The organism is Amycolatopsis sp. NPDC004772, from assembly GCF_053601215.1.
The window spans coordinates 1-19052 of the sequence record NZ_JBSGBK010000066.1; the positions used below are offsets into that span (position 1 = coordinate 1).

At 70.6% G+C, this 19052-nt stretch carries 20 protein-coding genes; 3 read left to right on the plus strand and 17 right to left on the minus strand.

Annotated elements, in window-relative coordinates; all coding sequences use genetic code 11:
- Positions 1 to 77: 77 nt before the first annotated feature.
- From ACWEF6_RS30820 to ACWEF6_RS30830, 3 genes are all read right to left on the minus strand, one after another.
- Entirely contained in the window at positions 78 to 1184 is a 1107-nt protein-coding gene (locus tag ACWEF6_RS30820; protein ID WP_449686149.1) for an FAD-dependent oxidoreductase, read from the minus strand.
- 67 nt (positions 1185 to 1251) lie between these two features.
- The gene (locus ACWEF6_RS30825) at positions 1252 to 2229 is read right to left on the minus strand and encodes a ferritin-like domain-containing protein (protein WP_310976345.1); all 978 of its coding nucleotides are present in this window, start codon (positions 2227 to 2229) and stop codon (positions 1252 to 1254) included.
- Between the two features lie 116 nt (positions 2230 to 2345).
- On the minus strand, positions 2346 to 3587 hold the full coding sequence (locus ACWEF6_RS30830) for an aminotransferase class I/II-fold pyridoxal phosphate-dependent enzyme (protein WP_310976346.1): 1242 nt from the start codon (positions 3585 to 3587) through the stop codon (positions 2346 to 2348).
- Between the two features lie 63 nt (positions 3588 to 3650).
- On the opposite strand from ACWEF6_RS30830, the gene ACWEF6_RS30835 reads away from it, so the two are divergent.
- Positions 3651 to 4130 (plus strand): hypothetical protein, encoded by a 480-nt coding sequence (locus ACWEF6_RS30835; protein ID WP_449686150.1) that lies wholly within the window; start codon positions 3651 to 3653, stop codon positions 4128 to 4130.
- Here ACWEF6_RS30835 and ACWEF6_RS30840 read toward each other — a convergent pair.
- The 13 genes from ACWEF6_RS30840 to ACWEF6_RS30900 all read right to left on the minus strand — a co-directional run bounded on the left by ACWEF6_RS30840 (position 4127) and on the right by ACWEF6_RS30900 (position 15654).
- Positions 4127 to 4609, minus strand: coding sequence for a hypothetical protein (locus ACWEF6_RS30840; protein ID WP_449686151.1), 483 nt, complete (start codon positions 4607 to 4609; stop codon positions 4127 to 4129). The two genes, ACWEF6_RS30835 and ACWEF6_RS30840, sit on opposite strands and share 4 nt — an antisense overlap.
- Positions 4606 to 5094 (minus strand): hypothetical protein, encoded by a 489-nt coding sequence (locus tag ACWEF6_RS30845; RefSeq protein WP_449686152.1) that lies wholly within the window; start codon positions 5092 to 5094, stop codon positions 4606 to 4608. The genes ACWEF6_RS30840 and ACWEF6_RS30845 overlap by 4 nt, the downstream gene beginning before the upstream one ends.
- Positions 5091 to 6320, minus strand: coding sequence for an MCE family protein (locus ACWEF6_RS30850; protein ID WP_449686153.1), 1230 nt, complete (start codon positions 6318 to 6320; stop codon positions 5091 to 5093). Before ACWEF6_RS30850 ends, ACWEF6_RS30845 begins: the two co-directional genes overlap by 4 nt.
- Positions 6317 to 7462 (minus strand): MCE family protein, encoded by a 1146-nt coding sequence (locus ACWEF6_RS30855; RefSeq protein ID WP_449686154.1) that lies wholly within the window; start codon positions 7460 to 7462, stop codon positions 6317 to 6319. The genes ACWEF6_RS30850 and ACWEF6_RS30855 overlap by 4 nt, the downstream gene beginning before the upstream one ends.
- Positions 7459 to 8652, minus strand: coding sequence for an MCE family protein (locus tag ACWEF6_RS30860; protein WP_449686155.1), 1194 nt, complete (start codon positions 8650 to 8652; stop codon positions 7459 to 7461). Before ACWEF6_RS30860 ends, ACWEF6_RS30855 begins: the two co-directional genes overlap by 4 nt.
- Positions 8649 to 9680, minus strand: coding sequence for an MlaD family protein (locus ACWEF6_RS30865; protein ID WP_449686156.1), 1032 nt, complete (start codon positions 9678 to 9680; stop codon positions 8649 to 8651). Before ACWEF6_RS30865 ends, ACWEF6_RS30860 begins: the two co-directional genes overlap by 4 nt.
- Positions 9677 to 10714 (minus strand): MCE family protein, encoded by a 1038-nt coding sequence (locus ACWEF6_RS30870; RefSeq protein WP_449686157.1) that lies wholly within the window; start codon positions 10712 to 10714, stop codon positions 9677 to 9679. The genes ACWEF6_RS30865 and ACWEF6_RS30870 overlap by 4 nt, the downstream gene beginning before the upstream one ends.
- Positions 10711 to 12033: an MCE family protein gene (locus ACWEF6_RS30875; protein ID WP_449686158.1), complete on the minus strand. Its 1323-nt coding sequence runs from the start codon at positions 12031 to 12033 to the stop codon at positions 10711 to 10713. The genes ACWEF6_RS30870 and ACWEF6_RS30875 overlap by 4 nt, the downstream gene beginning before the upstream one ends.
- Positions 12030 to 12878 (minus strand): MlaE family ABC transporter permease, encoded by an 849-nt coding sequence (locus tag ACWEF6_RS30880; protein ID WP_449686159.1) that lies wholly within the window; start codon positions 12876 to 12878, stop codon positions 12030 to 12032. The genes ACWEF6_RS30875 and ACWEF6_RS30880 overlap by 4 nt, the downstream gene beginning before the upstream one ends.
- A complete protein-coding gene (locus ACWEF6_RS30885; RefSeq protein ID WP_449686160.1) occupies positions 12878 to 13666 on the minus strand; it encodes an MlaE family ABC transporter permease in 789 nt (262 codons plus the stop codon). Before ACWEF6_RS30885 ends, ACWEF6_RS30880 begins: the two co-directional genes overlap by 1 nt.
- 99 nt (positions 13667 to 13765) lie before the next feature.
- Entirely contained in the window at positions 13766 to 14524 is a 759-nt protein-coding gene (locus tag ACWEF6_RS30890) for a glucose 1-dehydrogenase (protein ID WP_449686161.1), read from the minus strand.
- The gene (locus ACWEF6_RS30895; RefSeq protein ID WP_449686162.1) at positions 14521 to 15378 is read right to left on the minus strand and encodes a 3-oxoacyl-ACP reductase; all 858 of its coding nucleotides are present in this window, start codon (positions 15376 to 15378) and stop codon (positions 14521 to 14523) included. Before ACWEF6_RS30895 ends, ACWEF6_RS30890 begins: the two co-directional genes overlap by 4 nt.
- A gap of 84 nt (positions 15379 to 15462) precedes the next feature.
- Positions 15463 to 15654, minus strand: coding sequence for a ferredoxin (locus ACWEF6_RS30900; protein ID WP_449686163.1), 192 nt, complete (start codon positions 15652 to 15654; stop codon positions 15463 to 15465).
- 70 nt (positions 15655 to 15724) lie between these two features.
- Here ACWEF6_RS30900 and ACWEF6_RS30905 point away from each other — a divergent pair, with 70 nt between their 5' ends.
- Together ACWEF6_RS30905 and ACWEF6_RS30910 are read left to right on the plus strand one after the other, a co-directional pair.
- A complete protein-coding gene (locus ACWEF6_RS30905; RefSeq protein ID WP_449686164.1) occupies positions 15725 to 16888 on the plus strand; it encodes an acyl-CoA dehydrogenase family protein in 1164 nt (387 codons plus the stop codon).
- An 8-nt stretch (positions 16889 to 16896) separates the two neighbouring features.
- Entirely contained in the window at positions 16897 to 17922 is a 1026-nt protein-coding gene (locus ACWEF6_RS30910) for an acyl-CoA dehydrogenase family protein (protein ID WP_449686165.1), read from the plus strand.
- Here ACWEF6_RS30910 and ACWEF6_RS30915 read toward each other — a convergent pair.
- A complete protein-coding gene (locus tag ACWEF6_RS30915) occupies positions 17919 to 19052 on the minus strand; it encodes a serine hydrolase domain-containing protein (RefSeq protein WP_449686166.1) in 1134 nt (377 codons plus the stop codon). The two genes, ACWEF6_RS30910 and ACWEF6_RS30915, sit on opposite strands and share 4 nt — an antisense overlap.

The following is a 19052-nucleotide window of genomic DNA, read 5'->3' on the forward strand; positions in this document are numbered from 1 at the left end:
GTGCGTTGGACGCACCGAACGCCACATTGGGTGCGTTGGACGCAACCAACGCCACATTGGGGCGTTTGGGGCGGGGGCTAGGCGGTGATCTTCGCGTCCCAGTCGATGTGGTGCGAGTACAGCCAGCCGCGCTCCTCGCCGACGTCGCCGCCCGCGCTCGCCTTCACCAGCTTCTCGACGCGCTCTCGCCGCAACCCCTCGTACGCGGCGAAAGCCGCGGCCGGGTCCGGCAGGTCGCGCAGGCACTGCGCCAGCACGACGCTGTCCTCCAGGGCCATCGACGCGCCCTGGCCCGCGGCCGGGGACGCGGCGTGGGCGGCGTCGCCCGTCAGGACCATCTCGGGCGTCGACCAGACGCGGGTCTCCGGGACGTCGTACGAGTGTCCGCCGAAGACCTCGTCCCCGGTGGCCGCGATGATGTCCGCACACGGCAACGGGTCGCCGGCGAAGGCCGCGTGGGCGAACTCGCGCCAGCCCGCCGGGGTGACCGCCGCGATTTCCTCGCGGGGCCGCTCGGCGTCCGGGATGCGGGCGAACCAGAAGGTGGCGCCGCCGGCGTCCGTGGTGAACCCGAAGGCGGCCCGGCTGCCGCGGACCATCCGGTAGATCCCCGGCACGGCGGGCAGCCCGCCCGCGCGGGTGTAGCCGTAGACGACGGTCAGCCCGGTGTAGCGGGGCTCGTCGGCGGCCGGGTCGATCAGCCGCCGGACGACCGAGCGGAGGCCGTCCGCGCCGACGAGGACGTCGCCGGTCGCGGTGGTGCCGTCGGCGAACTCCGCCGTGATTCCGCCCGGGCCGGACCGGGCACTCACCAGGCGGCGGCCGCGCTCCAGCGGGACCCCGCGGCGCGTGGCCTCGTCCTGCAGGACGCGGTAGAGCGTGGCGCGGGTCAGGGTGCGCGGCCCGTCGAGGCCTTCGGTGTCGAACTCGCGCCGCCCCACGGTCTCCCCGTTCGGGGCGACGAGCTCGACGCCGTACGCCGCGAAGGAGGCGTCGATCACCGGCCGGTCGGCGCCGATCGCGCGCAGGGCGTCCATGCCGTTGTGCATGATCGTGAGGAACGCGCCGATGTCGTCCCCACCGGCCGGGTAGGCCTCGTACACGATCGGCTCGTGCCCGGCGAGCTTCAGCGCCATCGCCGTGACCGTGCCCGAGATCCCGCCACCCGCGACCAATACCCGCACTTCGCGTCCCCCCGTCGACTCCGCGTGCCGCCGTCGTCGACGTTACCGTGACGGCGGCACGCGGTGCCTACTTCTCCTTCGCACCGCTGGTGGCGATGTCGCCGTTCAGGCCGCGCGGGTAGAAGCCACCCGAGGACACCTTGTCCGGGTTGAGGTACGCGATGTTGAGCACGCGCTCGGCGGAGCGCCCGAACGCGATGCCGTTGGCGTCGGCCGGGACGAGGTTCGCCTTGCCGTTCTTGATGACGCCTTCGTCGTCGTCGGCCTTGCCGTCGAGGCTGTCGCGGGCGTCGGACATCTTGTTCGTGACGTCGCCGAGGCCGCGCTCGAACAGGGCGGACCGGATGATCCCGGCGTGGTAGGCCTCGACCGCGAGGATGCCCGCCGCCGCGTCGAGGAACGTCTTGTTGTTCACCAGCGGCGCCGCGCCTTTGTAGGCCGACACCCCGACGTCCTCGAACAGGTAGGCCGCGAGCAGGAAGTTGTTCTCGCTGCCGAACGGGTCGAACGTCTGACCCTTCTGGATCACCCCGGCCGCCTGCATGGCCGCGGTGAAGCTGTTCTGGAAGTCGATCTCCGGCTGCGCGACGGCGGCCTTGTCCAGCGCCTTGCGCAGGAAGTTCACGTGGGCGACCTCGTCGCCGGCGATCTCCTGGACGATCTGCTTGGTGTGCTCGCTCTTGAACTTGACGCCGTGCCCGCCGGAGACCTTGCCCAGGTTGCCGACGCCGTTGACGTACTTCTCGTTCAGCCCGTAGCCGTAGGCGGCGAAGGAGTACAGGTTCGCCTCGAGGTACTCGAGGTTCAGCGCGAAGTTCAGCACCGCGGCGTCACTCGCCGCCTCCTTCCCCGCGTCACCTCCCTGCGCGCCGTACTGCGAAGTGGCACCGGCCGAGCCGAGGCCCAGCGACAGCGCCGTGCCGAGCGCACCGGCACCCGCGACGCCGAGCCCCGCCGCTCCCGCAGCCTTGAGGAAGCGGCGGCGGTCGGTCGCGTTCTCCGCGCTGCGCTCGATCAGCTGCTCTGTGTAGCGTTTTCCGAACACCGGGGGACGTCCTCTCGTGACGAGTTCGTCCACCTCACCCACCGGTCATACGTACCTGGGCGTCCCCCGGCTCGGTCAAAACGGGAAAAATTTTGATCGACTTGCGTTTGCCCAGGTCAGCCGCGCTGCGCGACGGCGAGCCGGACGCACACGGCGAGCGCGCGGACGGCCTCTTCGACCTCTTCGAGCTTCGGGAAGGTCGGCGCGATCCGGATGACGGCGTCGGCCGGGTCGTTCCCGTGCGGGTGGGTCGCCCCGGCGGGGGTCAGCGCGACCCCGGCTTCCTTCGCCAGCCGCACGACCTCCTTCGCGGTGCCCTGCGGGACGGTCAGCGTGATGAAGTACCCGCCGGTCGGCTTGGTCCAGGACGCCAGGTCGGCCAGCTCCTCGGTGAGGATGCGGTCGACGGCCGCGAACTTCGGGCCGATGATCTCGGCGTGCTTGCGCATGTGGGCGCGGACGCCGTCCTCGTCCTTGAGGAAGTGCGCGTGGCGCAGCTGGTTGACCTTGTCCGGGCCGATGGTGCGCTTGCCGGTGTTGCCGGTCCACCAGGCGAGGTTGGCCTCGGACGCGCCGAAGAAGCCGACGCCGGCGCCGGCGAGGGTGATCTTCGAGGTGGAGCCGAAGACGAAGACGCGGTCGGCGTTGCCGGCCTCGGTGGCCAGGGCCAGGAGGTCGGCCAGCTCCGGCTCGTCGTCGGTGAGGTGGTGCACGGCGTAGGCGTTGTCCCAGAAGATCCGGAAGTCCGGCGCCGCGGTGCGCATGGTGGCGAGCCGCTTGACGACGTCGTCACTGAACGTGACCCCGGTGGGGTTGCTGTACTTGGGGACGCACCAGATGCCCTTGACGGTGGGGTCCTCGGCGACCAGCGTCTCGACGGCGTCCATGTCGGGGCCCTCGTCGGTCATGTCGACCGGGACGAGCTCGATGCCGAAGCGCTCGGTGAGCGCGAAGTGGCGGTCGTAACCCGGGACGGGGGCGAGGAACTTCACCTGCGGCTCGTCGGCCCAGCGGCGCTCGGCGCCGGGCAGCTTGCTCAGCAGCGCCTGGACGACGGCGTCGTGCATCAGCTCGAGGCTCGAGTTGCCGGCGGCGAGCAGCTGCCCGGCGGGCACCTGCAGCGCGGCGGCGAAGATGCGGCGCAGCTCGGGCAGGCCGTTGAGGCCACCGTAGTTGCGGACGTCGGTGCCGTCCTCGGCCTTGAAGGTGCCGTCGCCCGGGAGGGAGAGCAGCGCGTTCGAGAGGTCGAGCTGCTGCGGGGACGGCTTGCCGCGGGTGATGTCCAGGGAGAGGCCTCGGCCGACCAGGGCCGCGTAGTCGCTGCGGGCCGTGTCGACGTCGACGGAAGCAGTGGTCATGGCCTCAACGCTAAACCCGCCGTCGATACCATTTCGGGGCGGGTCCTGGCTAGGGTGGTTGGTGTGCATCTCGTCGTCCATGCCGACCAGCGGCAGTTCACGATCCGGGATTCTTCCGCCCGGTTGACGGGCAGCGGCTGGACTGCTTGCGCGGTGGAGCTTCACCGGATCGGGGCCGAGCCGGCCGGCCTCGCCATCGCGACGGCGCGGTCGGACGTGGTCGAGTCATCGGTGACGCTGGCGCCCTCGCCGCCCGCTCTCCTGCCGGACGCCGAGCACGTGGTGGAAGCGGACCTTCCGGTTCCGAGCGGCCGGCTGGTGATTTCCGGGCCTTCGGACTACCCGTCGCAGGAGAAGTTCTTTTCGGTGCTGCCCGGGTTGTACCGGGCGCGGGTGTCGTACGTGCCTGCGGGTCCGCCCGCGGTGACGTGGAACGAGCACGAGTTCGGGGAGCACTACCGGTACGTGGTGGAGCTGTGGCCGGTCGAGGAGCGGTCCGAGGTGGAGGTTTTGCGCCAGGGCGCGGCCGTTTGGGACGGTTAGAGCGCCGTCAGGGTCGCCAGCTTCCAACGCCCGTCCACGCGTTTCGCCGTCACCGCGAGCTGGGCCACCGACGACGTCGGTGCTCCCCCGCCCTGGGCCACCGTCTGCTGGTCCAGGAACAGCAGCAGATCCGCGGAATCCCCTCGCAACGATCGCACCCCCACTGCCCGCACCGTCGTGGTCCGGGTCAGCTTCTCCGCCGTGGCTCGCGTTCGTGCCGAGGCGAACTGCGTCGAGTACTGCCGGACCGCATCCCCCGTCAAAACCTCCGCGGCCGCGCGCTCGGTGCGGGGCAGGTTCGCGTAGTCGTACGAGAACACCGCCTTCACCGCGTCGCTCACCTGAGACGAAACGTCCGAAGTGGCCTGCACGTCCACCAACGCCTGGTTGTCCCCCGGGGACAGCGAAGCCGCTTCGATGCCGAACCACGCCGTGCAGCCCAATGCCAGTGCCACCACCAGGACCAGGACGCGCGTCATGAGCCCGCCGCCTGGACTGCCGCGATCTTCCAGCCGGACGGGGAGCGGGACACGTCCACCGTCAGGCGGTTGAGACGCGGCGAAACCGCGCCACCACCCGTCGACACGCGCACGTCCAAAACCGCCAGAAGACGCGCGGAACCACGAGCGGGATCGATCTCCGTCACCGCCGCCTGGACCAGCGATGCCGAGGAAACCGTGCGGGCCGTGACCGCCCGGTCGATCTGCAGCTGGCGGTCGCCCGTCAGGTCCTTTCCGTACTGGCCCGTCGTCGCCGCTATCCAGCGGTCCACGTCCGCCGCCGCCGTGCGGTAGTCGATCGTGTTCAACGTGACCAGCGCCGGGCCGGCCGCCGCGAGCACGTCGTCGCGCGAACGGCCGCGTGCCGAGGAATCGTCCGCAGCCGCGCGCCACCAGGACCAGCCCGCGAACGCCGCCGCCAGGATCGACAACGCCGCCAGAACCACCAGGAGCCGCTGGGTCACGGCGCGCCCAGCAACCGGCCGAGGCCGCCCGCGGACGGCCCGGTCAGCAGGCTCAGCATTCCCGGCAACGGCGCAGGCGTGGCAGAAGCGGTCTGCGAAGGTGCCGCCGGGATCGCGGGCGGCTTCCCCGCGTACGGCGCGTTCTGCGCGCCCCGCACCCCGGTCGGGCTCCCGGGCGGCTCGGCGCAGTACGCGTTCATGTTGACTGGCGCCTCCGACTCATCGTTCGCCGGACGCTGCTTCGTCCCTTCGTACCCCTTCGTGCACGAGGCCGGGTCGAAGAAGTTGAACACCACACCCAGGTGACCGGTGCCGTCCGGGGACGTCGACGGCGAGAACGCCGAGATGATCGGATAAGCGACCAGCAGCTCCTCGATCGAGTCCGTCCGGGACGTCGTGATCTGCGCCGTGGTCAGCAGGTTGGCGAACAGGACGCCCAGGTCCGTCCCCGACGCGGCCAGCACGTCGCTGATCTGCCGGCCCAGCTGCGGCGCCTGCGCGATCACCCGCCGCAGGTCCGGATCCGACTTCTTCAGCTGACCGGCGATCGTGCGCAGCCCCGAAGCGAAGTCGGTGATGTTCGCCGCCTGGCGTTCCTGGGTGCCCAGCACGATCCGCGAGTTCGCCAGCAGCCCCTGCGTCTGCGGCACGTACTGCGCGGCCACCGCCGTCAGCGAGCCCGTGCTGTCCAGGAGCTGCTGCAGTTCCGGCCCCGCCCCCGCGAACGCGTTGTACGTCTCGTCGACGACCGTCCGCAGCGACTCCGGGTGCACGCTCGCGACCAGGTCGTCGAGGTGGGTCAGCACCGTGTCCGGCGACGGCGGCAGCGAGGTCTTGTCCGCCGTGATCACCGAGCCGTCCGTCAGGAACGGGCCGCCGTTGTGTTGCGGCAGCAGGTCCACGAACTGCTCCCCCACCGCCGAGCGGTTCGCCACCTGCGCGTGCGCGTCGGCCGGGATGTCCGGGGCGCCCGCGTCGATGTCCAGGGCGACGTCGACGCCGTGCTCGGTCAGCGTCATCGACGTCACCCGCCCGACCGTGACCCCGCGGTAGGCGACCTCGGAGTTGACGAAGATGCCGCCGGAGTCGGTCAGCTGCGCCGTGACGACGTAGCCGCGGTTGCCGAACAGCCGGTCCAGCCCCGCGTACCGGCCGCCGGCGTAGACGACCGAGACCACCGCGATGACGACGAACGCGAAGAGCTGGATCCGGATCTTGCGGGTCACCGGCCGCCCCCGATCAGCCCGAGCAGGCCGCCCAGCAGGCCGGGACCGGCCGCCGGTGGGACCGTGCCCAGGTCGGGCAGCGGCAGCGGGGGCGCAACCGCGGACGGCCGGCCGGACGGCAGGGCGATCGGCGGCTGCGACGAGTTCGTGAAGTTCGAGATCAGCACGTCCAGGTCGAGGTTCACGTTCGCCTCGACGTTCGCGTAGTCGCCCTTGATCACGTTGCCCGCGTAGTCCGGGAACGGATACGTCAGCAGGATCTGCAACGCGTTCGGCAGGTTGGCGCCGGCCTCGCCGAGCTTCGTCAACGTCGGCTGCAGGGCCTTGAGGTTCGCGACGAGCTGGTCGCGGCTCTTCGTCACGGTGTCCACCGCGACGCCGGACAGCGTGTCGAGCGCGTTCAGCATGCCCACGAGCTGGTCGCGCTGGTCCGTGACCACCTTCAGGCCCGGCGCGAGGTTGTCCAGCGCATTGGTCAGGTTCTGCGTCTGGCCGGTCAACGTCTTCGAGAGCTTCGCGAGACCGTCGATCGCCCGCAGGATTTCCGTCTTGTGCCCGTCGAGCTGAGTGGCCAGTTCGTCCACCCGGGACAGCAGCGCGCGGATCTCCGGCTCGTTCCCGGACAGCGCGTCGTTCAGCTCGTGGCTGATCTTCTGGATCTGCTCGACGCCGCCGCCGTTGAGCAGCAGCGAAAGCGCGCCGAGCACCTCCTCGACCTCGGGGTTGCGGTTGGTCCGCCCGAGCGGGATCTGCCCGCCGTCGGCGAGCTTCCCCGACGCGGGTTCCGCCGTGGGCACGCTCAGCTCGACGAACTTCTCCCCCAGCAGCGAAGACTGCTTCAGCTCGGCACGCGCGTTGGCGGGCAGCGTGATGTCGCCGTTGACGGTCATCGCCACCAGCGCCGAGCGCGTGTCCGGCGTCAGGGTGATCTTGTCGACCCGCCCCACCGCGACGTCGTTGACCTTGACGCTCGACTGCGGCACCAGGTCGAGCACGTCGGTGAACAGCGCGGTGACGTGGTACGGGTGGTCGCCGACGTCCGCGCCGCCCGGCAGCGGCGTGCCGTAGAGACCGTTGAACCCGCCGTCGCTGCAGGCCGCCAGCACGAGCACCCCGGCGAGCACCCCCGCGAGCCGCTTCACTTGGCACCGCCCGAAAGCTGCTCCATGACGTCGACGAGCGGGAGCGGCAACGGCGGCAGCGTCCCGTTCTGCAGCGAATTCAGCACCTGCGGGATGGTCGGCAGCTTCAATGCGCCGTCGAGGACCGGGGCCAGCTGCTTGCAGATGGTGCCGAGGGTGTCGGGGACTTCCTTGGGCGTGAACGAGCTGATCAGGCGGCACGCGGTGAGGATCGGCGGGTTGGTCAGCTCGTTCAGGTTGTCGCGGACGGCGATGGTGCCCGACGCCGCGTCGTAGGAGTTGATGAAGTTGGTGGCGCCGGTCGGCGCGATGTCGAGCACCTCGGCGAGCGCGGCACGCTGGTCGACCAGGACCTTCGACAGCGACGCCAGCTTGTCCACATTGGACTCCAAGGCCGTCTTGTTGTCGCTGACGAACTGCTGGACGTCGCCGAGCGCGCCCCCGAGGGACTGCAACGCGGCGCCGACTTCGGACGAGTCGGCGGCGAGGAACCGGCTGACGTCGGCGACGCGGCCATAGAACTCGTTGAGCTGCTGGTCGCTCTGGGCCAGCGCACCGGTGAAGGAGTCGAGGTTCTGCACGGTCGAGAACAGGTCGTCCTTCGAGCCGTCGAGGGTCTTCGCGAGCTCGGCCAGCTGCCCGACGGTCGAATTCAGCGAAGCGCCGTTGCCCTTCAACGTGTTCGCCGCGGTGTCCAGGACGCCGGACAGCGCTCCGTCCTTGTTGGCGCCGTTCGGGCCCAGCGCCGTCGACAGTTTGTCCAGGCTCGAATACAGGTCGTCCAGTTCCACCGGCGTGGCCGTACGGTCCTTCGCGAGTACCGTCCCCGATGCGAGCACGGGACCGCTGTCGTAGGCCGGGGTCAGCTGGACGTACCGGTCGCTGACCAGGCTCGGCGCCACGACGACCGCGCCGACGTCGGCGGGCAGCGACACGTCGTCGACGCGCATGTCCACGCGGACCGCGTCCCCCTCCGGCGTCACGTCGGTGACCTCGCCGACCGGCACGCCGAGCACCCGCACCGACGAACCCGCGTACAGCCCGACGGTCTTGCCGAAGTACGCGGACAGCTTGGTGCCGTTCGACGCCCGGAACACCAGGTAGAGCCCGGCGGTGACGATCAGCGCGAGGATGCAGGCGAACGCCAGCCAGGTCACCAGGCTGCGGCCGCGGGCGGTGTGGATGGTCATCGGCGGCCCACCCCCTGGTTCGGCGCCGCGATCGGCGGGGTGCAGCCTTCGGGGTTGATGTGCAGCCCGCCCACGGTGATCGTCGGCGGCAGCAGCCCGCACAGGTAGCCCTCGAACCAGCGGCCGTTGCCGGTGGCGTTCGCGCCGACCCGGGCGAACGGCGCCATCAGCTGCAGGCTCTTGTCGAGGTTGCCCTGGTTGCGCTGCAGGATGTCGGTCACCTTCCCGAGCTTCTCCAGCGTCGGCTTGAGCTGCGCGCGGTTGTCCTGGACGAGCCCGGTCAGCTGCTGCGAAAGCTGCTGGGTGCCGGTGAGCAGGGCGTTGATGGCCTGCTTGCGGTTCTGCAGCTCGGTGAGCAGCAGGTTGCCGTCGCTGATCACGCGCTGGAGCTGGGCGTTGCGGTCGGACAGGGTCTTCGACACCTGGCTCGTGTTGGCGAGCAGCGTGTGCAGGTCGGCGTCGCGGGAGGACACCGTCTTGGCCAAGGACGACAGGCCGGTCAGCGTGTCCTTCAGGTACTGCGGGCTGTCCTTGAGACTGTCGGAAAGCGCGTTGAAGCTGTCCGCCAGCTGTTTCGTGTCGATGTCGCCGACCGTCGTCGACAGCTGCTCGAAGGCGTCCTGCAGCTGGAACGGCGTCCTGGTGCGCGCCTGCGGGATGGTCGCGTTCGGCTCCTGCGCACCGTCGCCCTTCGGGTCGAGCGCCAGGTACTTCTCCCCCAGCAGCGTCTTGATCTCGATCGACGCCGTCGTCGCGTCCCCGACCCGGACGTCCTTGACCCGGAACTTCACCAGGACCTGTTTGCCCGCCAGCTTCACCGATGACACCGTGCCGACCTTGACGCCGGCGACCTCGACCTCGTTGTCCGGCGCCAGCCCGGCGGACTCGCCGAAGTACGCCGAATACGTCGTGCCGTTGCCGAAGAACGGGAGCTGGTCGGAGAAGTACGTCGTGGCCGTGACGAGCACGATCAGCACGAGCGCGACCGCGCCGACCGCGGCCTGGTTGCGTTCCTTCAGCGGCTTCACGGACCACACCTCTCCGCGCGCTGCGTACCCGGGATCGGGATGATCGGCAGCGTGATGTCGAGCGAGGAAATGCCGATGGTGCCGGTGATCCCGCACAGGTAGTAGTTGAACCAGCTGCCGTAGCTCAGGGTCCGGGTGAACTTCTGCAGGTTGCCCGGCAGCACCTCCAGGAGGTGGTTGAGCAGCACACCGGAGTCGCCGAGGTTCTGCGACAGCACCCCGAGCTGGGCCACGTCGTCCTTGAGCGCCGGGCGCGCGTCGGCCAGGAGCCCGGTGGTCGACACCGCCAGGTCGCCGAGCGCGCTGACCGCGTCACCGATCGGCTTGCGCTGCTCGGCCAGCCCGCTGACCAGCTTCTGCGTCTGCTCGATGAGGTCGCCGAGCTGCGGACCGTGGGCGTTGACCGTGCCGAGGACGGTGTTGAGGTTGGCGATGACCTGGCCGATCACCTGGTCCTTGCGCGCGATCGCCGTCGTCAGGGACGCGGTGTGCTGCAACAGGCTGGTGATCGTGCCGCCCTCGCCCTGGAAGACGCTGATGATCTCGGCCGACAGCTGGTTGACGTCCTTCGGGCTCAGCGCCTTGAACAGCGGCTTGAAGCCGTTGAACAGCACGGTCAGGTTCAACGCGGGTTTGGTGCGCTCCGGCGGGATCGTGCCGCCGTCCGGCAACGCCTTGTCGCCCGGGACGTCGGTGCCGAGCGCGAGGTAGCGCTGGCCGACGAGGTTGCGGTACTTGATCGTCGCGGTCACCGTCTCCGGCAGCCGGTAGGTGTGCTCGACATCGAACCGGACCTGGGCCAGGTTCCGGTCTCCTTCGACCACCTCGATCGCGTCGACCTGGCCGACCTTGACGCCGGCGATGCGGACGTCGTCGCCTTCCTTGAGGCCGGACGCGTCGGTGAACTTCGCCAGGTAGCCGGACGTCTCGCCGAAGTTCGTGTTCGCGATGGTGGCCGCCAGGATCCCGGTGAGCAGCACGGTGACGACCGCGAAGACGCCCAGCTTGATCAGCGACGGGACGAAACTCCTCACTTGAGCTCCACCTCCGCCCCGCGGTAGAGCGGCCCGACGAGCAGGCCGGCCCACCCGGGCACGGCACCGGGCGCGGTGCCGAGCGCGGGCGAGGCGAGCAGGTCGATCAGGTCGTTTTCGTAGGCCGAGCCGACGATCGTGCCGTCGCCGCCGATGGCGCCCCCGCCGGCGGGCAACGTCTCGGGCGGGTACTTCGGCGGCGGGGGCTTGCTGGAGCCGTCCTCGATCGGGCCGTCGGGCGGGTACTGCGGCCACACGCCGGGGTGCGGGACGCTCGGGTAGCAGCGCGGGCCGCGCTTGTCCTCGTACTTCGGCTCGTCGACGCCGGGCAGGTACTTGCCGCGGCTGGCGGCGAACTCGATGGTGACCCGGCTGACCTCCGGGTGCGCGGTGCCTTTGCCGAACGCCAGTTCCGCCCGCGGCACCGACTCGGCGAGCTGGCGCATCAGGCACGGGTACTCGGGCGCGTACTTCGCGAGGACGTCCAGCGTCGGCTGGATGGCCGTGGTGAGCCGGATCAGGTTGTCCTTGTTCACCTGGAGGAAGCTCGTGAGGTCCACCGAAGCGGCGGTGACGGTGGCGTAGAGGTCGCTCAGCTGGGCGCGCTGGTCGACGATCGTCCGGCTGGTCGTCGTCAGGTCCGACAACGCCTGCAGGATGTCCGGCGCCGCCTGGTCGTAGGTGTTCGCGACGTTGGCGAGACCGGTGATGTCGGCCTTGACGTCCGGCAGCGACGGGTTCAGCTTGCCGAGGTAGTCGCTCAGCTGGACGAGGGTGTCGCCGAGCTGCTTGCCACGGCCGTCGAGCGCGGTCGCCACCGCGGTGAGCGTGCTCGACAGCTTTTCGGGCTGGACCGCCTGCAGCAGCGGCATCACGTCGTCGAGGACCTTCTGCAGCTCGATCGCCGCACTGCTGCGGTCCTGCGGGATGACGTCACCGGCCTCGATCGGGCCGTCCGACGTCTCGGGCAGCTGCAGGGCCACGTACCGCTCGCCGAAGAGCGTTTTCGGCAGCAGCCGCGCGGAGACGTTCTTCGGGATGACGTGTGTCTTGTCCGGGTCGAGGGCCAGCTCCAGCTCGGCGTGGTCGCCCTTCGCCAGCACCGACCGGACCTCGCCGACGAGCATGCCGCGGACCTTGACGTCGCCGCCGGTGCGCAGCTGGCTGCCGACCCGGTCGGTCTCCAGCTTCACGAGCGTCACCGGCGTGAACGCCTTGTGGTAGACGGCGAGCGTGAGCGCGATGAACAGGGCGGCGACGAGCAGGAAGACCAGCCCCAGCACCTGGTACCGGAGCCGCTGCCAGAGCTCGCGCCTCATCCCGAGATCCTCACCGTGGTGTTCGCGCCCCAGATGGCGAGGGACAGGAAGAAGTCCAGCACCGAGATCAGCACGATCGACGTCCGCACCGCGCGGCCCACCGCCACCCCGACGCCGGCCGGGCCACCGCTGGCGTGGAAGCCGTAATAGCAGTGGGACAGGATCACGAGCACGCTGAACACGATCACCTTCCCGAACGACCACAGGACGTCGCCGGGCGGCAGGAAGAGCGTGAAGTAGTGGTCGTAGGTGCCCGCGGACTGGCCGTAGAGCCAGATGGTGATCTGCCGGGACGCGAGGTAGCTCGACAGCAGGCCGACCGCGTACAGCGGGATCACCGCGGCGACGCCGGCGAGCACCCGGGTCGTCACCAGGTACGGCATGCTCGGCACGCCCATGACTTCCAGGGCGTCGATCTCCTCGGAAATCCGCATCGCGCCGAGCTGGGCGGTGAAGCCGCAGCCGACGGTCGCGCTCAAGGCGAGTCCCGCGGACAGCGGGGCGACTTCGCGGGTGTTGAAGTAGGCGGAGATGAACCCGGTGAGCGCGGCCGTGCCGAGCTGGTTGAGCGCGGAGTAGCCCTGCAGGCCGACGATCAGGCCGGTGAACAGCGTCATCCCGATCATCACGCCGAGCGTGCCGCCGATGACCGCGAGGCCGCCGGTGCCGAAGCAGACTTCGGTGAGCAGCCGCAGCGTTTCCCGGCCGTAGCGGCGGATCGTGCGCGGCGACCAGGCGAGCGCTTTCGCGGCGAACGCCAGCTGCTTGCCGAGCCCTTCCAGGCTCTGGCCCGGGCGCGCGATGTACTCGAGCGTCCGGTCGGCGTCCAGGGGTTCCGCGGTCATCACATCGCCTTCGGCGGGACGATCCGCAGGTAGATCGCGGTGAGCACGACGTTGATCAGGAACAGCAGCAGGAACGTGATCACGACGGCCTGGTTGACCGCGTCACCGACGCCCTTCGGGCCGCCCGCCGGGTTCAGCCCGCGGAAGGCGGCGACGACCCCGGCGACGAAGCCGTACAGCAGCGCCTTGATCTCGCTGATCCACAGGTCCGGCACCTGCGCGAGAGCGTTGAAGCTGGCCAGGTACGCACCGGGCGTACCGCCCTGCAGGACGACGTTGAAGAAGTAGCCGCCGAGCACGCCGACCACGCTGACCAAGCCGTTCAACAGCACCGAAACGACCATCGCGGCGAGCACCCGCGGCACGATGAGGCGCTGGATCGGGTTGACGCCGAGGACTTCCATGGCGTCGATCTCTTCGCGGATCTTGCGCGCGCCGATGTCCGCGCAGACCGCGCTGCCGCCGGCGCCCGCGACGAGCAACGCCGTGATCAGCGGGCTGGCCTGCTGCACGATGGCCAGGGCACTGGCCGCGCCGGTGAACGACTGGGCGCCGATCTGCGCGGTCAGCGAGCCGAGCTGCAGGGCGATCACCGCGCCGAACGGGATGGCGACCAGGGCCGTCGGGAGGATCGTGACACTGGCGAAGAACCAGCACTGCTGGATCCACTCGCGGGTCTGGAAGGGGCGCTTGAAGATCGCGCGCAGCACTTCCCACGAGAGGGTCGCGAGGCGGCCGACCTGGGTCAGCGCCGCGGTTCCCGGGAGCGTGCCGGTGTTGCCGCTCATCGCACCTCCCAGTAAGTCGTCATTGACCTCCGAGTCTTCTCCACACCCGGTCACCGCTTTTCGTTAGCGGTGTTCACTCTCCCCTTCGGCAGTTCTCCTTCAGAAGTTGAGGGCGTGCGTCGCCGTCGCCCCGCCGTCCGCCACGAACTCCGCACCCGTGCAGTACGCGCTCTCGTCGCTGGCCAGGAACAACACCAGCTTGGCGACGTCCTCGGGCTGCCCGACCCGCTTCAGCGCGACCTTCTTCCCGACGTACGACATGTCGACTTTCTGGCCGCCCGCCGCGGTCTCCACCATCTTGGTGTCGATCGCCCCGGGGTGCACCGAGTTGACGCGGATGTGCTTCTTGCCGAGTTCCATCGCCGCGACCTTGGTCATGCCGCGGATCGCGAACTTGCTCGCGGTGTAGGCGACGAGGTAGGGCATCCCGGCCAGACCCTCCACAGAGGACACGTTGACGATCGAGCCACCGCCGGCGGCGGTCATCGGTTCAACGACCGAACGCATCCCGAGAAACGCCCCGATCTGGTTCACCCGGATCACGCGCTCGTAATCGGCCAGCGTCGTCTGCCCGAGCTCCGAAAAGTGCAGGATGCCGGCGTTGTTGACCAGCACGTTCGGCGCGCCGAACTCGGTGGTCGCGCGCTCGACCGCGGCGGTCCAGCCGTCCTCGTCGCCGACGTCGAGGTGCTGGTAGACGGCCTGGTCGCCGAGGTCGGCGGCCAGCTGCTTGCCCTCGTCGTCGAGGATGTCGGCGATCACCACCTTGGCGCCCTCGGCGACGAACGCGCGCGCGGCGGCCTCGCCCTGCCCGCGCGCCGCGCCGGTGATCAGGGCGATCTTCCCGTCCAGCCTCATGACTCTCCCAGGATTTCGGTGGCGGCGAACATCCGGCCGGGGTCGCGGTCGGCGAAGAAACTGCTCAGGGACGTCTCGAGCTCGTCGAGCTTCCAGCGCTGCTCGATCCGCGGCGGCTCGACCAGGGCGACCGTGCCGCCGTGGACGACGAACACCTGCCCGTTCACGGGCTCGGCCGCCGGGGAGGCGAGGTAGGCGACGAAGGGGGCGACGTGCTCGACCGAGAGCGGATCGGCGCCCTCGGCGGGAGGAGCACCGAACACGCCCTCGGTCATCGCCGTCCGCGCGCGAGGGCAGATCGCGTTGGCGCGGACGCCGTACTTGGCCAGGCTCCGGGCGGCCGACATGGTGAGCGCGGTGATGCCCGCCTTCGCGGCGGCGTAGTTCGGCTGGCCCGGCGACCCGATGAGGAACGCCTCGGACGCGGTGTTGACCAGCCGCCCGTACACCGGCGCGCCGTCCGCTTTGGACTTGTCGCGCCAGTGCTTCGCGGCGTTGCGGGACAACAGGAAGTGCCCGCGCAGGTGCACGCGCAGCACGGTGTCCCAGTCGTCGTCGGACATCGAGAACAGCATCTTGTCGCGCAGCACGCCCGCGTTGTTCACCACGATGTCGAGCCCGCCGAGGTCGAGCGCGGCGCTCACCAGCGCGTCGGCCGTGGCGCGTTCGCCGACGTCGCCGGCCACCGCGACGGCCCGGCCGCCGGCCGCTTCGATCTCGGCGACGACGTCCTCCGGCTCGCCGATGTCGTTGACGACGACCGTGGCACCCCCCGCGGCGAGCGCGAGCGCTTCGGCCCGGCCCAGCCCCGCGGCGGCCCCCGTGACGATCGCCGTCCTGCCGGTCAAGCTCACCGCGGGACCTCCTCGCCGAGTCCTGGATCTCGCGCCTACAGTAGAATCTGTTCTCGTTCGAGGCAAGCCCTTCGGTGAACACCGCTAACCGATGGTGAACAGGGCGTTCTTCGGGCAACCCTTGATCGCACCGGAAACGCGTTCTATCTGATCGTCCGGCACCGCGCCGGGCCGGATGACGAGCTCTTCGTCGTCATCCAGGTCGAAAATCCCGGGCGCGAACCCCACGCACACCGCGTTCGCCTCGCACAGCTCACGGTCGACCCCGATCTCCATGCTTCCTCCGTCACGCGAGTCCTGGTACAACTAGAACAGGTTCTAGTGTAACGCCGGATCGAGGTGACAGGTGCGGATCGACTACACGCCGGAGCAGCAGGCCCTGGCGGCCGAGCTTCGGGAGTACTTCGCCGAGCTGATGACGCCCGAACGGCGGGCCGGCCTCCGCTCGGGCGGCGGCGAGTACGGCGATGGCGTGGCGTACAAGGAGATCGTGCGGCAGCTGGGCAAGGACGGCTGGCTCGCGCTGGGCTGGCCGCCCGAGTACGGCGGGCAGGGCCGGTCGATGCTCGACCAGCTGATCTTCACCGACGAAGCGGCCGTCGCCGGGGTGCCGGTGCCGTTCCTGACGGTGAACACCGTGGGCCCGACGATCATGCGCTACGGCACCGAAGAACAGAAGGCGTTCTACCTGCCGAAGATCGCCGCGGGCGAGCTGCACTTCTCGATCGGCTACTCCGAGCCGGAGGCCGGCACCGACCTGGCGTCGCTGCGGACGCGCGCCGAGCGCGACGGCGACGAGTACGTCGTCACCGGCCAGAAGATGTGGACGAGCCTGATCGAGTACGCCGACTACGTCTGGCTCGCGGTCCGGACCGATCCGTCCGCGAAGAAGCACCGCGGGCTGTCGATGCTCATCGTGCCGACGTCCGCGGAAGGCTTCTCGTGGACCAAGGTCCACACGGTCGCGGGCGCCGGGACGAGCGCGACCTACTACGACGGCGTGCGCGTGCCCGTGTCGGCGCGCGTCGCCGAGGAGAACGCGGGCTGGCCGCTGATCACCAACCAGCTCAACCACGAGCGCGTCGCGCTGACGTCGTCGGCGCCGATCCGCAAGGCGCTGGCCGACGTCCTGGAGTGGGCGAAGGAGACCGGCGCCATCGAGCAGGAGTGGGTGCGGCTGCACCTGGCGCGGGTGCACGCGGGCGCGGAGTACCTGAAGCTGCGGAACTGGCGGATCGCCTGGGCGGCCGCGGCCAGCGAGCTCGGCCCGGCCGAGGCGTCGGCGACGAAGGTGTTCGGCACGGAGTTCGCGATCGAGGCCTACCGGCTGCTGATGGAGGTGCTCGGCGCGGCCGCCGTCGTCCGCGAAGGCTCGCCGGGGGCGCAATTGGCCGGGCGGATCGAGCGGCTGCACCGGTCGGCGCTGATCCTCACCTTCGGCGGCGGCACCAACGAGATCCAGCGGGACATGATCGCCGCGACCGCCCTCGGCCTGCCCGTCACGCGCTAGGAGCACCCATGGACTTCACCCCTTCCGAGGCGTCGGCCGACCTCGCGGCGCTGACCCGGCGGCTGCTGGCCGACAAGGCCACCCACGACCCGCACGGCACCGGCGGCTTCGACACCGTTTCGTGGACGGCGCTCGGCCAGGCCGGCGTGCTGGACGCGGCGCTGCCGTCGTCGCTGGGCGGCGGCGGGTTCGGGCTGCCGGAGCAGTGCGCGGTGCTGACCGAGATCGGCCGCGCGGTGGCGGCGGTCCCGTACCTGTCGTCGATCACGATGGCGGCGTCGGCGCTGGCCGGGTTCGGCACGCCCGAACTGGTGGACCGCTGGGTGCTGCCGGTGCTGCGCGGCGAGCGCGTCCTGGCGGTGGCGCTGTCCGGCTTCACGGCGTCGGACGGCCGGGTGTCCGGCGCGCAGACGGCGGTGCCGTTCGGCGCGTTCGCGCACGGGTTCCTGGTCGCCGTCTCGGACGAGGTCTTCCTGGTCGACGCAGCCACGTCCGGCGTGACAGTGCAGCCGCAGCGGACGACCGACCACGCGGACGCCGCGCTTCTGGAGCTGTCCGACGTGCCCGGGGTGCCGCTCGGCGACATCGGCGAGTGGCTGCGCCTGCGCGGGACGGTCGGGGTGTGCGCACAGCAGCTCGGCGTCGTCGAGCGCGCGTTGGAACTGACCGCGGCCTACGCGGCCGAACGGAAGCAGTTCGAACACGTCATCGGCGGCTTCCAGGCAGTCCGCCAGCGGCTGGCGGACGCGTACCTGGACGTGGAAGCGGTCCGCCTGACGACGCTGCAGGCGGCCTGGCAGCTGACGTCGGACGTCCCGGCCGCCGCGGAAGCGGTGGCGACGGCGAAGTTCTGGGCGGCGGAGGCGGGCCACCGGGTGGCGCACACGGCGGTGCACGTCCACGGCGGCGTCGGCATCGACGTCGACCACGTGGTCCACCGGTACTTCGCGGCGGCGAAACGCCTGGAGTTCCAGCTCGGGGCGGCCACCCAGCAGCTCCTGGCGCTGGGCGAGCGGCTCGCGGACCGCGGCTAGCTCGCCGCGTAGGTCCAGAACTCCTTCATCAGCGGGGTGGGCTCGGGGCTGGTCAGCTCGACCTGGGTGAGCAGCACCGAGACCGTGCCCGTCGCCGGGGTCAGGTGCAGGGCCGTGCCCGCGCCGCCGACCCAGCCGTAGCGGCCCGGGATCTCCCAGGGCTGCTTCGCGTCGACGTCCACCGATCCGCCGTAGCCCCAGCCCTGGCCGTGCAGGAACGGCCGGGCCGCGTCCCGCTGGGCCGGGGTCAGGTGGTCGGTCGTCATCCGGTGGACCGACTCCGGCCTCAGCAGGCGGTGGCCGCCCGCGGTGCCCTCGTCACGGAGGAACTTCGCGAAAGCCACCAGGTCGTCGGCCGTCGAGACGAGCCCGACGGCCCCGGACGGGAACGGCGGCGGCGCGCTCCAGCGGCCCTCCGGCGAGTCGATCAGCCGCAGTCCCTCCTCGCCGCGGCGGTAGGCGCTGGTGAACCGGCCGAGTGCCGGGGTCGGCACGGTGAATCCGGTGTCGGCCATGCCGAGCGGCTCGAACAGCCGCTCGGCCAGGAACTCCGGCAGCGGACGGCCGGCGACCCGCGCGATCAGCACGCCCTGCAGGTCCGAGCCGGTGTCGTAGAGCCACGCCTGCCCCGGCTGGTGCAGCAGCGGCACCTGCGCGAGCGCCGCCAGCCACTCGTCCGGCGACAGCGCCCGCGGCGACGCGGCCGGGTGGCCCAGGACCTGGAGCAGCAGCTCGACGGCGGGTTGCGTCATGTCTCCGGTGAGGCCGTACCCGCCGCGGAAGGTGAGCAGGTCGGCCACGGTGACCGGGCGGACGGCCGGGACGACGTCGTCGATGGGGCTGTCCGGCGTCCGGACGACCACGGGCGAGGCCAGCTCCGGCAGCCACCGCGCGATCGGGTCGTCCAGGGCCAGCTCGCCGTCGTCGACGAGCAGCAGGACCGCCGCGGCGGTGACCGGCTTGGTCAGCGACGCGATGCGGAAGAGCGAGTCCCGGGCCATCGGCACGGTGCCCTCGGCGTCGGCCGAGCCCACGGCCGCGGCTTCGACCTGGTCGCCGCGGGCGACGAGCGCCACCGCGCCCGGCAGGTCGCCGGCGTGCCGGGTCAGCAGTTCGGACAGCGCAGTCAT